Origin of the sequence: Streptomyces zaehneri, assembly GCF_032248645.1 — a bacterium.
Taxonomy (GTDB): Bacteria; Actinomycetota; Actinomycetes; order Streptomycetales; family Streptomycetaceae; genus Streptomyces; species Streptomyces coriariae.
In genome coordinates, this window is sequence record NZ_JASTTJ010000026.1 from 23,067 (window position 1) to 37,082 (window position 14,016).

General features: G+C 69.5%; 10 protein-coding genes. 3 read left to right on the forward strand and 7 right to left on the reverse strand.

Translation table 11 applies throughout. The features are described 5' to 3' along the window. Positions 1-29: 29 nt before the first annotated feature. A complete protein-coding gene (locus tag QQM72_RS33360) occupies positions 30-1,256 on the forward strand; it encodes a thiolase family protein (RefSeq protein ID WP_314224569.1) in 1,227 nt (408 codons plus the stop codon). After that, positions 1,253-3,379: a 3-hydroxyacyl-CoA dehydrogenase NAD-binding domain-containing protein gene (locus QQM72_RS33365; protein WP_314224570.1), complete on the forward strand. Its 2,127-nt coding sequence runs from the start codon at positions 1,253-1,255 to the stop codon at positions 3,377-3,379. Before QQM72_RS33360 ends, QQM72_RS33365 begins: the two co-directional genes overlap by 4 nt. 178 nt (positions 3,380-3,557) lie before the next feature. On the opposite strand, the gene QQM72_RS33370 is transcribed toward QQM72_RS33365, so the two are convergent. Next, positions 3,558-4,574 (reverse strand): hypothetical protein, encoded by a 1,017-nt coding sequence (locus tag QQM72_RS33370; RefSeq protein ID WP_314224571.1) that lies wholly within the window; start codon positions 4,572-4,574, stop codon positions 3,558-3,560. Positions 4,575-4,653: 79 nt separating this feature from the next. Between QQM72_RS33370 and QQM72_RS33375 the strand changes: the two genes are divergently transcribed. Further along, on the forward strand, positions 4,654-5,025 hold the full coding sequence (locus tag QQM72_RS33375) for an NTP pyrophosphohydrolase (RefSeq protein WP_314224572.1): 372 nt from the start codon (positions 4,654-4,656) through the stop codon (positions 5,023-5,025). A 78-nt stretch (positions 5,026-5,103) separates the two neighbouring features. Here the strand turns inward: QQM72_RS33375 and QQM72_RS33380 are convergent, their stop codons facing one another. The 6 genes from QQM72_RS33380 to QQM72_RS33405 form a co-directional block, all read right to left on the reverse strand. After that, positions 5,104-6,627: an amino acid permease gene (locus QQM72_RS33380; protein WP_314224573.1), complete on the reverse strand. Its 1,524-nt coding sequence runs from the start codon at positions 6,625-6,627 to the stop codon at positions 5,104-5,106. A 171-nt stretch (positions 6,628-6,798) separates the two neighbouring features. Continuing rightward, positions 6,799-8,724 (reverse strand): 1-deoxy-D-xylulose-5-phosphate synthase, encoded by a 1,926-nt coding sequence (dxs, locus tag QQM72_RS33385; protein ID WP_314224647.1) that lies wholly within the window; start codon positions 8,722-8,724, stop codon positions 6,799-6,801. A 193-nt stretch (positions 8,725-8,917) separates the two neighbouring features. After that, complete coding sequence (locus QQM72_RS33390) at positions 8,918-10,273, reverse strand: ABC transporter permease subunit (RefSeq protein ID WP_399079579.1); 1,356 nt, start codon at positions 10,271-10,273, stop codon at positions 8,918-8,920. Further along, a complete protein-coding gene (locus QQM72_RS33395; protein WP_082412952.1) occupies positions 10,270-11,061 on the reverse strand; it encodes an ATP-binding cassette domain-containing protein in 792 nt (263 codons plus the stop codon). Before QQM72_RS33395 ends, QQM72_RS33390 begins: the two co-directional genes overlap by 4 nt. A 296-nt stretch (positions 11,062-11,357) precedes the next feature. Next, positions 11,358-12,446, reverse strand: coding sequence for a sugar ABC transporter substrate-binding protein (locus QQM72_RS33400; protein WP_314224574.1), 1,089 nt, complete (start codon positions 12,444-12,446; stop codon positions 11,358-11,360). Positions 12,447-12,580: 134 nt separating this feature from the next. Beyond that, entirely contained in the window at positions 12,581-13,780 is a 1,200-nt protein-coding gene (locus tag QQM72_RS33405; protein WP_020125212.1) for an ROK family transcriptional regulator, read from the reverse strand. Positions 13,781-14,016: the final 236 nt, after the last annotated feature.

A 14,016-nucleotide genomic window follows, 5' to 3' on the forward strand; every position in this document is an offset into this window, starting at 1 on the left:
TGCCATCCCGCACCTGGAGGAGAGCCATCGTGCCTCGTACCGTCAGGGACGTCGTCTTCGTCGACGGCGTCCGTACCCCGTTCGGCAAGGCGGGCCCGAAGGGCATCTACCACGAGACCCGGGCCGACGACCTCGTCGTGAAGGCGATCCGGGAGCTGCTGCGCCGCAACCCCGGTCTCGACCCGAAGAAGATCGACGAGGTCGCCATCGCCGCGACCACGCAGATCGGCGACCAGGGCCTGACCCTCGGCCGTACCGCCGGCATCCTGGCCGGTCTGCCGACCTCCGTACCCGGCTACTCCATCGACCGCATGTGCGCGGGCGCTCTGACGGCCGTCACCGCGGTCGCCGGCTCCGTCGCCTTCGGCGCCTACGACGTCGCCATCGCCGGCGGTGTCGAGCACATGGGCCGCCACCCGATGGGCGAGGGCGTGGACCCCAACCCGCGGTTCGTCAGCGAGAAGCTGGTCGACGAGTCCGCCCTGTTCATGGGCATGACCGCGGAGAACCTGCACGACCGCTACCCGCAGATCACCAAGCAGCGTGCCGACGAGTACGCCGTGCGCTCGCAGGAGAAGGCCGCCAAGGCCTACGCGAACGGCAAGATCCAGGCCGACCTGGTGCCGGTCTCGGTCCGCCGCACCAACCCGGACGCCGGTGAGACGGGCTGGGGCCTGGTCACCGCCGACGAGCCGATGCGCCCGGGAACGACGCTGGAAAACCTTTCCGGTCTCAAGACCCCGTTCCGTGTCCACGGCCGGGTAACGGCCGGTAACGCGGCCGGTCTGAACGACGGTGCAACCGCTTCCCTCATCGCGTCCGAGGACTTCGCCCGCGAGCACGGCCTGCCGGTCAAGATGCGCCTCGTCGCGTACTCCTTCGCGGGTGTCGAGCCGGAGGTCATGGGCTACGGCCCGATCCCGGCCACGGAGAAGGCTCTGGCGCAGGCCGGCCTGTCCATCTCCGACATCGGTCTCTTCGAGATCAACGAGGCCTTCGCCGTCCAGGTGCTGGCCTTCCTCGACCACTACGGCATCGCGGACGACGACGAGCGCGTCAACCAGTACGGCGGCGCGATCGCCTTCGGCCACCCGCTGGCCTCCTCCGGCGTCCGTCTGATGACGCAGCTGGCCCGCCAGTTCGAGGAGCAGCCGGACGTCCGCTACGGCCTGACCACCATGTGTGTCGGCTTCGGCATGGGCGCCACCGTCATCTGGGAGAACCCGCACTTCGAGTCCGCCGGAGGCGACAAGTGAGCACCACCGAACTCCTGAAGGGCGCGGCCGAGCTGTTCCCGGACGAGGTCGTCACCCAGGCGCACGTCCGTCACCTGGACCTGCCGTTCGGCGCCGGGCGCTTCGCCCTGATCACGCTGGACAACGGTTTCGACCACACCAAGCCGACCACCTTCGGCCCGCAGTCCCTCGCGAACCTCGACTCCGCGATCGACCAGGTCGAGAAGGAGGCGGCGGCCGGCGAGATCGTCGGTGTCGGCGTCACCGGCAAGCCGTTCATCTTCGCCGTCGGCGCGGACCTCAAGGGCGTCGAGCTCCTCAAGGAGCACAAGGACGCGCTCGCCATCGGCAAGGGCGGCCACGAGGTCTTCAAGCGCCTGTCCGGCCTCGCGGTCCCGACCTTCGCGTACTACAACGGCGCGGCGATGGGCGGCGGCGTCGAGGTCGGCCTGCACTGCAAGTACCGCACGGTGTCCGCGGCGCTGCCGGCCTTCTCGCTGCCCGAGGTCTTCCTCGGTCTGGTCCCGGGCTGGGGCGGCTGCACGCTGCTGCCGAACCTGATCGGCGCCGACAAGGCCGTCTCGGTGATCATCGAGAACTCGCTCAACCAGAACAAGCAGCTCAAGGGTGTGCAGGTCTACGAACTGGGCATCGCCGACGCCCTGTTCGAGGGTGCGGACTTCCTGGAGCAGTCGCTGCTCTGGACGGCGTCCGTCCTCAAGGGCGAGATCGTCGTCGACCGCCCGGTGATCGACCGCGGTGAGGCCTGGGACCAGGCCGTCGCGCGCGGCCGGTTCGTCGCGGACGGCAAGGTGCACGGCGCGGCCCCGGCCGCCTACCGCGCCCTCGACATCATCGCCGCCGCCAAGAACGGCGACCTTCAGCAGGGCTACGACGCCGAGGACGTCGCGCTCGCCGACCTGATCATGGGTGGCGAACTGCGCGCCGGCATCTACGCGTTCAACCTGGTGCAAAAGCGTGGCAAGCGCCCGGCCGGCGCCCCGGACAAGTCCCTGGCGCGTCCGGTCACCAAGGTCGGCGTCGTGGGCGCCGGCCTGATGGCCTCGCAGCTCGCGCTGCTGTTCCTGCGCCGTCTCGAGGTGCCGGTCGTGCTGACCGACATCGACCAGGAGCGCGTCGACAAGGGTGTGGGCTACGTCCACGCCGAGATCGAGAAGCTGCTCGGCAAGGGCCGCGTCAACCAGGACAAGGCCAACCGCCTGAAGGCCCTGGTGAGCGGTGTCCTGGACAAGGCCGAGGGCTTCGCCGACGCGGACTTCATCATCGAGGCCGTGTTCGAGGAGATCGGCGTCAAGCAGCAGGTGTTCGCGGAGGTCGAGGCGGTCGCCCCGGCGCACGCGATCCTCGCCACGAACACCTCCTCGCTGTCGGTCTCCGAGATGGCGTCGAAGCTGAAGAACCCCGAGCGGGTCGTGGGCTTCCACTTCTTCAACCCGGTCGCGATCCTGCCGCTCCTCGAGATCGTCCGGGGCGAGCAGACCGACGACGCCTCGCTGGCCACCGCCTTCGCCGTCGCCAAGAAGCTGAAGAAGACGGCCGTTCTGGTGAAGGACGCCCCGGCGTTCGTCGTGAACCGCATTCTCACCCGTTTCATGGGCGAGGTGCAGAACGTCATCGACGAGGGCACCCCGGTCGAGGTGGCGGAAAAGGCGGTGGAACCGCTCGGCCTGCCGATGTCCCCGCTGGTGCTCCTCGAGCTGGTCGGTCCGGCGATCGGTCTGCACGTCTCGGAAACACTCAACCGGGCGTTCCCGGACCGTTTCACGGTCTCCGCGAACCTCGCGGCCGTCGTCAAGGCGGGCAAGCGCGGTTTCTACGTCTACGACAGCGGCAAGCCCGAGCTCGACCCCGAGGTCTCCGCGCTTCTGCAGCAGGGCGACACCGTCCTGACCGAGGAGCAGGTGCGGGCGCGCGTCCTGGACGCGGTGGCGCAGGAGATCGGGCTCATGCTCGACGAGGGTGTCGTCGCCGAGGCGCAGGACATCGACCTCTGCCTGATCACGGGCGCCGGCTGGCCCTTCCACCTGGGCGGCATCACGCCGTACCTGGACCGCGAGGGTGTCTCCGAGCGGGTGAACGGCAAGAAGTTCCTGGCACCGGGCGTGGCCTCGGTTCCGGCGTAACCGTCGTCACCGCTGTAGCCGTCCTGCGTCTGCGGACGTGAAGAGGGCCTCCGCCACCGGCGGAGGCCCTCTTTCCTGCGATTGCGTCGCTCTGCCCGGCCCCGGCGAGCCGCGCCTTCCGTCCGGCGCGGCGGTCGCCTTCCTCGGCGGGTCGTTCGACTGCCTGCGCTGTTCGGCGTCAGACCGTCCGCCAGGCCATCAGGGCCAGGCCGGGCTCGTCCTTGCGGCGGGTGAGCTGGAGCAGGCCGGTCGACGGGGACAGGGCCGCCGCGACCACCCGGTCCTCGTGGTCCTTGGCGAGCGCCACCACGGCGTCGTCGGGGAGTTGGGGGCCCGACTCGGCCCACCAGGCGCCGGCCGACTCCCGTTCGGTCGGATACGCCGCGAAGGCGACCCGGCCGCTCGCGGAGCGCTGGGCGAGCAACGTGCAGTCGTGACCGTCGAGTTCGGTACGGATCGCGGCGACCGGACCGGGTCCGGCGGCGGCGAGCACGGGCACGGGGTCGGTGCCGGGACGCCACGCGCACACGTCACCGCAGTCGTCGGTGTAGAAGAGGGTGGTGTGCTCCGGGGAGGTGGCCAGCGCCCGGAGGGTGCGGGGCCTGACCGGTGTCTTGAGGGGCTCCTGCAGCACCGGCTGGGTGCCCGGCGCCTCCTGGCGCCAGTGCAGGATCCCACCGGAGACGGCCGCGTAGACCTGGACGCGGCCGGACTCCCCCGTCACCGCGATCGGCGGCCCCTCGACCCCCTGACCCTTCAGGTCGCGCCACGGGTCCCAGCCGCCCTTCTCCTTCTGGGCGACCATGCACAGTCCCGTGCCGATGTTGCGGGCGAAGACGTGCGCCCGTCCCTGGGCGTCCACCGCGACGGCGGGCGTGCCGGTGCGGTCGCCCTTCTTGTTGGGATGACCGATGGGTGTCCAGTCGAGGGCGGAGAGGTGCGGCCGGAAGTGCGCGGAGTGCACCAGCCCCGCCTCCCCCTTCACCGTGGGCCGCCAGGACGCCAGGTGGGCGTAGCCGTCGGCGCCCTGGCCGACGGCCGGAGCCGGGTACACCTTCTGGTCGCCGCCCACCCTGCGTGGGGCCTCCCAGGTCCCGCCCGGGGTACGTTCCGCCCGGCACAGGACGGCGTCGTCCGACACCAGATAGACACCGAGCCGCCCGTCGCGGCCGCGTATGAGCCAGTCGCCGTTCACCCGATCACTTTATGCCGGACCCTTCACGTCGCCTGCGCGAGGGTCACACCCGGGGAGCCGTCCGTGCGACTCTGGGCCCATGGACGACAACGCCGCGCTGCTCGTGATCGTCGACGCCGCGAACGTCGTCGGGTCGGTGCCCGACGGTTGGTGGCGGGACCGGCGCGGGGCCGCGGAGCGGCTGCGCGACCGGCTGGCCGCCGACGGGCTGCCGGGGCACTACGGGGCCCAGGAGATCGTCCTCGTCGTGGAGGGCGCGGCCCGCGGGGTGGAGCCGGTGCCCGGCGTACGGGTGGAGGCGGCTCCCGGCAGCGGGGACGACCGCATCGTCGAGCTGGTGGCCGGGGCGGCGCAACGCTCCCGCCTGGTCGTCACGGCCGACCGCGAGCTGCGCCGCCGGGTGACGGAACTGGGCGCGGACGTGACCGGCCCGCGCTCGGTACGGGACTGAGGCGGACGGCACCGGAGCCGGCCCGTGCGATCGCGCGGGCCGGCCCCGTGGACCGGGCGGGGCAGGCCCGCGCGACCGTTACGCCGTGTCGCCGCGGCCCGGCTCGTGGGACCCGTCGGCGGATGCCGCCTGGCGTCGTCCGAGAAGACTGTGCGAGCGGCCGTAGAGGAAGTACACGACGAACCCGATGACCATCCAGATGCCGAACCGCAGCCAGGTCTCGGCGGGCAGGTTGAGCATCAGCCACAGCGAGGCGCACACCGACAGGATCGGCAGGAACGGCACCCACGGGGTGCGGAACGCCCGGGGCAGTTCGGGGCGGGACCTGCGCAGGATGATCACCCCGATCGCCACGACCACGAAGGCGAACAGGGTGCCGATGTTCACCAGCTCGGCCAGCTCGCTGAGGCTGGTGAAGCCGGCCAGGATCGCGATCAGGACGCCGAGCAGGATGGTCGGCCGGTGCGGGGTCTTGAACCGCGGGTGGACGTGGGAGAAGAAGCGCGGCAGCAGTCCGTCACGGCTCATCGCGAAGAAGACCCGGGTCTGGCCGAGGAGCAGGATCATGCAGACCGTCGTCAGGCCCACGGCGGCGCCGAAGCTGATGAAGCCCGCGAACCAGGGATGCCCGGTGGCCTTGAAGGCGTCGGCGAGCGGGGCGCTCACGGACAGCTTCGTGTAGTGCTGCATGCCGGTGACGACGATCGACACGGCGACGTACAGGACCGTGCAGATGATCAGCGAGCCGATGATGCCGCGGGGCATGTCGCGCTGCGGGTTCTTGGTCTCCTCGGCGGCCGTGGCGACGACGTCGAAGCCGATGAACGCGAAGAAGACCACGGAGGCGGCGGTGAAGATGCCCATCACACCGAAGTTGGACGGCGCCCAGCCGAACATCAGCTGGATGAGCGGGGACTGCAGGCTGTCGCCGGCCGGCACGGGCTGCGCCTTCGGGACGAACGGGTCGTAGTTCTTGCCGTCGATGAGGAAGGCGCCCGCGATGATCACGGTCAGGACGACGGTCACCTTGATGGCGACCACGACGGTGGTGACCCGCGCGGAGAGCTTCGTGCCGATCACGAGGATGGCCGTCAGCACCAGGACCAGGGCGGCGGCGAGGATGTCGAAGCCGAAGCCGTCGGCTCCCTCTCTGCCGCTGAGCGCCGCCGGCAGGTGCCAGCCCGCGTTGTCGAGCAGCGAGGCGATGTACCCCGACCAGCCGACGGCCACCACCGCCGTGCCGAGCGCGAACTCCAGGACCAGGTCCCAGCCGATGATCCAGGCGGGAAGCTCCCCGAGGGATGCGTACGAGAAGGTGTACGCCGAGCCGGCCACCGGCACGGTCGAGGCGAACTCGGCGTAGCAGAGCGCGGCGAGCGCGCAGGCCACCCCGGCCGCGACGAAGGCCAGGGCGACGGCGGGACCGGCGTTGTTCTTGGCCACCGTGCCGGTCAGGACGAAGATGCCGGTGCCGATGATGACGCCGACGCCGAAGACGGTGAGATCGAGCGCGGACAAGGATTTCTTGAGCGCGTGCTCGGGTTCCTCGGTATCGAGGATGGACTGCTCGACCTTCTTCGTCCGGAAGAGGGTGCTGCTCACGGGGACCTCCCACGCTGTGTCGTCCTCGACATGATCGAGAGGGGGCGTAGACCGTATGCCCCGACGCGGGCGGGTTAACGCGAATGGGCCGGTTTCACCACTCTTCACAGTGGTGAAACCGGCCCATCCGGGTGTGTCGGCGTGGCCGGGACGACGTCGATCGCGTCGGCGTCAGTCGCGCGCGGACTCCACGGAGTCGACCTCGGCGGCCGTGCTGCCGTACTTTCCGTCGAGCCTGGAGACCAGGCCGGTGACCTGACGGGCGATGTCGGGGGCGGTCAGCCCGATCTCGGCCATGACCTCGGCACGGGAGGCGTGGTCGAGGAAACGGGGCGGGATGCCGAAGTCGCGCAGCGGGACGTCGACGCCCGCGTCGCGCAGGGCCTGCGCGATCGCCGAGCCGACGCCTGCGACACGGGAGTTGTCCTCGACGGTGACGACCACGCGGTGCCGCTCGGCGAGCGGGGCCATGGCCTCGTCGACGGGCTTGACCCAGCGCGGGTCGACGACCGTGGTGGTGATGCCCTGCCGGTCGAGGAGGGTCGCGATCTCCAGGCACATCGGCGCGAGGGCGCCGACGGAGACCAGCAGCACGTCCGGGGTGTCGGTGCCGCTCTCGCGGAGCACGTCCATGCCGCCGACGCGTCCCACGGCGGGTACGGCGGGGCCCACGGCGCCCTTGGAGAAGCGGACGACGGTCGGCGCGTCCTCGACCTCGACCGCCTCGCGCAGCTGGGCGCGGACCTGGTCGGCGTCGCGGGGGGCCGCGAGTCGCAGGCCCGGGACGACCTGGAGGATCGACATGTCCCACATGCCGTTGTGGGAGGCGCCGTCGGTGCCGGTCACCCCGGCCCGGTCCAGTACGAACGTCACACCGCACTTGTGGAGGGCGACATCCATCAGGACCTGGTCGAAGGCACGATTGAGGAATGTGGCGTACACCGCGAACACCGGATGCACCCCGCCCGCCGCCAGGCCCGCGGCGGAGACCGCGGCGTGCTGCTCGGCGATGCCGACGTCGTAGATGCGGTTCGGGAAGGTGTCCGCGAACTTCTTCAGTCCGACCGGCTGAAGCATCGCCGCCGTGATCGCGACGATGTCCTCGCGCTCCTTGCCGAGCTCGACCATCTCGTCGCCGAAGACCGAGGTCCAGTCGGCGCCCGATGCCTTGACCGGCAGACCGGTGTCGGGGTGGATGGGGCCGATGCCGTGGAAGCGGTCGGCCTCGTCCTGGAGGGCGGGCTGGTAGCCGCGGCCCTTCTCGGTGAGGCAGTGCACGATGACCGGGCCGCCGAAGCGCTTGGCGCGGGCCAGCGCGGACTCCAGGGCCTCGATGTCGTGGCCGTCGATCGGGCCGACGTACTTCAGGCCGAGGTCCTCGAACATGCCCTGGGGGGCGATGAAGTCCTTCAGGCCCTTCTTGGCGCCGTGCAGCGTCTCGTAGAGGGGTCTGCCGACGACGGGGGTGCGCTCCAGCACCTCCTTGGTGCGGGCGAGGAAGCGCTCGTAGCCGTCCGTCGTGCGCAGGGTGGCGAGGTGGTTGGCCAGGCCGCCGATGGTCGGCGCGTACGAGCGCTCGTTGTCGTTGACGACGATGACCAGCGGGCGGTCCCCGTCGGCGATGTTGTTCAGCGCCTCCCAGGCCATGCCGCCGGTGAGGGCGCCGTCACCGATGACGGCGACGACGTGGTCGTCGCGGTCGAGGATCTGGTTGGCCTTCGCGAGGCCGTCGGCCCAGCCGAGCACCGTGGAGGCGTGGCTGTTCTCGATGACGTCGTGCTCGGACTCGGCCTGCGAGGGGTAGCCGGACAGGCCGCCCTTCATCTTCAGCCGGGAGAAGTCCTGCCGGCCCGTGAGCAGCTTGTGGACATAGGACTGGTGGCCCGTGTCCCAGAGCACCTTGTCCTTCGGGGACTCGAAGACCCGGTGCAGGGCGATCGTGAGCTCGACCACGCCGAGGTTGGGGCCGAGGTGGCCACCGGTCTTGGAGACGGCGTCGACGAGGAAGGTCCGGATCTCCCCTGCCAGCTGGTCCAGCTCCTCCAGGCTGAGCCGGTCCAGATCGCGCGGTCCCCTGATGCGGGTCAGCAGCGGCACCCGTGCCTCCTTGCAGTAAAAGCTGATCGAGCTGTTGCCGGGCTTGTCGAGTCTAATGTTCCGCCCGGGCGGATCGACTCCGGCCCATGCGTCATAGGTCACGCGAACGGCCGTACCCAGAATGAGCCTTTCCTATGACACGACTGTGCCCGGCATCGATACGGATGCCGGGCACAGCGGGTCACACGGAGCGTCAGCCGCGACCGGCGGCCTTCTGGCTCTTGCGGGAGATGGAGTCGATGACGACCGCGCCCAGCAGAACACCACCGGTGATCATGTACTGGATCGAGGTGTTCATGTTCAGCAGGTCGAGGCCGGTCTGGATGGACTGGATGACCAGCATGCCCAGGAGGGCGGACCACACCGTGCCGCGGCCGCCGAAGAGGCTCGTACCACCGATGACCGCCGCCGCGATGGCGAGCATCAGGGTGTTGCCGCCACCGGCGTTCAGCGTCGCGGACGCCGTCTGACCCGCGAAGAACATGCCGCCGACCGCCGCGAAGCCACCGGAGATGGCGAACACGGTGATGCGGACCATCGGCACGTTGATGCCGGCACGACGCGCCGCCTCGATGCCGCCGCCGACCGCGAAGACCTTACGGCCGTACGTGGTGCGACGGAGCACGAAGTCGACGATCACCAGCGCGGCCAGGAAGATCACCAGCGCGTTGGAGACACCGGAGGCGTTGTTCAGCACGCTCGCCGCCAGGAAGGACGCGACGGCCAGCGCGCCGACGCGCAGCAGGATCTCCGTGGTCGGCCGGAACGGCACACCGGCGGCCCGGCGGCGACGCTGCTCACCGAAGTTGCCGACGGCGGTCAGCACGACCGCGAGACCGGCCAGCAGGTAGGCGCCGATGATGGCCTGGTCCATGAAGAAGGAGTTCTGGCCGAGCAGGTGCACCGGGCCGGAGTCCGACGGGATGTTGATCGTGCCGCTGGAGCCCAGCAGCCACAGCATCAGACCGTTCCAGCCGAGGAAGCCGGCCAGGGTGACCACGAAGGCCGGTACGCCGATCTTCGCGAAGAACCAGCCCTGCAGTGCGCCGATGACGGCACCGGTGAGGACCGTCAGGGTCAGCGACAGCCAGGGGTTCATGGTGTGGTCCACCACGAACACGGCGAACAGCGTGGACGCCAGACCACTGACGGAACCGACCGACAGGTCGATCTCGCCCAGCAGCAGGACGAACACCAGGCCGATGGCCAGCATGCCGGTGGCCGACATGAAGTAGCTGATGTTCGAGAGGTTGTCCGCGCTCAGGAACAGGTCGTTCTTCACCTGGAAGATCGTCCAGATGACGATCAGGCCGATGACGACCGGGATCTGGCCGAGTTCGCCGCCCTTGACCTTGCGCTTGAACTCGGTGATGTAGCCCTTGAAGCCCTCTTCCCGCACCAGCAGGCGCGGGTCGACGACGGAAACCGGCGCTGCCGTCGGGTCGTCGGCGGGGGCGACGGTGGTCTGGTCCTCGATGACGCCCCCGGTCTTCCCGACCTTCCGGGGCTCCGAGGAGTCGCTCTTCACGGTCTTGGACGTGTCGCTCACTTTGCCGCCTCCGCGGTGCGACGCCCCGCACGACGGGTCACGGCGTTGTCCGTGGCCCCGGTGATCGCGGCGATGATCTCTTCGTGGCTGGTGTCCTTCACGGGGAAGGAGCCGTTGTTCTTGCCCAGGCGCAGGACGGCGACGGTGTCCGCGACCGCCTTGACGTCGGCCATGTTGTGGCTGATGAGGATGACACCGAGGTTGCGCTCGCGCAGCCGCTCGACCAGGTCGAGGACCTGCGCCGTCTGCTCGACGCCGAGGGCGGCGGTGGGCTCGTCGAGGATGACGACCTTCGGCTCACCGATCAGGGCGCGCGCGATGGCGACGACCTGGCGCTGACCGCCGGAGAGGCTGGCGATCGGGATGCGCACGCTCGGGATGCGGATGGAGAGCGTGGACAGCAGCTCCCGCGCGTTCTTCTCCATCGTCACCTCGTCGATGACGCCGCGGTGCAGCAGCTCGCGTCCGAGGTAGAGGTTGCCGACCACGTCGAGGTTGTCGCACAGGGCGAGGTCCTGGTAGACGGTCGCGACGCCGAGTCCCTGCGCGTCGTGCGGCCGGTTGATGCTGACCGGCTTCCCCTCCCACTCGATGACGCCCTCATCGATGGGGTGGACACCCGCGATCGTCTTGACCAGGGTGGACTTTCCTGCGCCGTTGTCGCCCACCAGGGCGACCACTTCTCCGGCGTGGACCTCCAGCTCGACGTCGGTGAGTGCCTGCACCGCACCGAATCGCTTGGAGACTCCGCGCAACGCCAGCACGGGCGTAGCGGACACGTGAACCATCTCCTTCGCCGCCTGACCGGCGGGGATGCCGCGCTCATAGACAGGCGCGGAGGGATGTGCGCGACAGGCGGGGTACGCATGCCGACGCACGAGGTTTACAAGATGAACATGCGTGAATCCGCTGCGCTTGGCAACGGTTCCGTCCGACGCCCGCCCCGGCAGCGGGGTGTGAGGTGGGGCGGGCGTCGGACAGGTCTCACGGGACCGCCGGGCGGTCGGTGGGACCCGAGGGCCGGCTCGAGATGCGACTCGAGAGGGGCCCTCGGGACCGGGTGACTACGGCTGGACCGGCTGGGCTACTGGAGACCGGCGGTCTTGCAGGCGGCGGCGTACTCGCCGGCGCAGATGTCGGCGACGGTGTACAGACCGTCCTTGACCACCGTGTCCTTGATGTTGGCCTTGGTGACCGACACCGGGGTCAGCAGCTGCGAGGGGACCTTGTCGCCGGAGCCGCTGGTCAGCGTCTCGGTGGCCAGGGACTTGATGTCCTTGCCCTCCAGCAGGTCGACGGCGAGCTGGGCGGCCGCCTCGGCCTCGGGCTTGAAGGCCTTGTAGACGGTGGAGGACTGGGTGCCGGCGACGATGCGCTGGATACCCGCGAGCTCCGCGTCCTGACCGGTCAGCGGGATGCCGCTGATCTTCGCACCCTTGAGGGTGTTGGCGATGCCACCGGCCATGCCGTCGTTGGCGGCGTAGACGCCCGCGATGTTCTTGGCGCCGAGCTGGGTGATGGCCGCGGACATCTTCTGCGCGGCGACCGTGTCCTTCCAGAGGCCGGACTGCTCGTAGGCGATGTCGACCTTGCCGTCGAGGGCCTTGTGCGCGCCTTCCTTGAACTGGCCGGCGTTCGGGTCGGCGTCGTCACCGTTGATCATGACGACCTTCGCCTTGGGCGTGGCCTTGGCGCCGAGGGAGTCGAGCAGGGCCTGGCCCTGGAGCTCGCCGACCTTGACGTTGTCGAAGGAGACGTAGGCCGAGACGGGGCCCTGGGCGAGGCGGTCGTACGCGACGACCTTGACGCCCTTGTCCACCGCGGACTGGATCGAGGACTTGATCGCGGCGGAGTCCTGGGCGGAGATCACGATGACCTTGACACCCTTGGTCACCATGCTGCTGACCTGCTGGGCCTGCTTGGCCGAGTCGGCCGCGGCGTTCGCGTACTCGAGCTTGCAGTCGGAGCAGAGCGCCTTGACCTTGGCGTCGAAGTACGGCTTGTCGAACTTCTCGTACCGCGCGGTGACGCTGTCGGGGAGCAGCAGGCCGATGGACTTGTTGCCCGAGCTGCTGCTGCCGGAGTCGCTGTCCTTGTCGTCGCCCGCCTTGCCGCACGCGGCAATCGACAGCGCCATGGACACGGCGGTGGCGCCGATCACGACTCTACGCATCGTTGCGTTCATTGGGGTGTGCCTCCCTGACAGGGCCGCAACGCTGCGGCCGAGGTGGCTCGAAGTCAACTCGGCCGCAAGTTCGACGTCAAGAAGTAAATACTTAACGAGATGGCAACGGCCTCATTCGTTCTCTAAGTGAAGACAGGTGTCGCCGCGGTCAGCGTGCCGTCCAAAAGGGTTGAATCGCCCATCTCGCTGAGTGCGAGAGCGAGCGCTCCGAGCACCTCCGCGCGGCCCCCAAGTGCCCCTGGGAGAACGGAAAGTTGGCGCGCCGCACTCGGGATCGCGTAGCGGCCGACAGACTCCCTGATCGGCCCGAGCACCAGCTCACCGGCTTCGGCGAGATCACCGCCCAGCACCACCCGGCTCGGGTTCAGCAGGTTGCAGAGATTGGCGACTCCACTGCCGATGTGTCGGCCGACGTCGGCGATCACCCGACGGCAGCCCGGATCACCGTCCCTCGCCAGCCGCACGACGCCTTCCATCGTCAGATCCGTGCCGTGGCTGGACTGGAGGAGCGGGAGCACGTAGCGCGCCGCCGCGAAGGTCTCCAGGCAGCCGCGGTTTCCGCAGCGGCAGACGGGGCCGGACTCGTCAAGTGTAATATGTCCGATTTCTCCCGCAGTGCCACCGGGCCCCCGGTAGATCTTCCCCTCGATCACCAGGCCGGCGCCGACACCGCTCGCGACCTTGATGTAAGCAAGATCACGAACACCTCGGCCGCTGCCCCAGACCATCTCGCCGAGGGCGCCCAGGTTGGCGTCGTTGTCCACGTGCACGGGCACGCCGAGCCGGTCCTTCATCTCCTCGGCCGGTCTGGTGCCGATCCAGCCGGGCAGGATGGCGGACGAACCGAGCGATCCGGACTCCAGATCGATCGGCCCGGGCACGCCGAGACCGACTCCCGCGACCTTCGTACGGTCCACCCCGGTGGCCTCGATCAGCCGGGTGACCAGCTGTTCCGCCCGGTCGAAGCCCTGCGTCGAGGAGGCGTCCACATCCAGCGGCTCGGACTCCTCGGCCAGGACCTGGTGGGCCAGATTGCCCACCGCGACACGCAGGTGGGTATGTCCGAAATCCACCCCGATGACGATGCCCGCGTCGCCGCTCAGACTGACGCTGCGCGCCCTGCGCCCGCCGGCCGAGGTGGGCGTCACCTCGACGGTTCCGCCGTCCTTGAGCTCGCGCACGATGTTGGAGACGGTCGCGGCGGACAGGCCCGTGCTCCGGGCGATCTCCGCTTGTGTCAGGGACCCGGCCAGACGCACGGCGCGTACGACTCGCTCCAGGTTGGCTCGGTGCAGCGACGACTGCGACCCCGGAGTCTCCACGACGACCTCCTGCGCGCGGGACCGCTTCGATGAGGCCCCGTCTATGTCCAACTAGTGAACTCTAAGCTGAGCCGTTCGGGTCGCCTCCCGTCAAGAGGTTGAACAGTATCCGCATGCGTGCGAAGCGACACGGAGGGTGGCGGATCCGGGGTTGCGGGGCGTACGGGAGCGGCTGCGGGGCGTTGCGACCAGGGCCTCGACCGGGGCGGGGTCGGCTTGGGAACAGGTGGTGACAG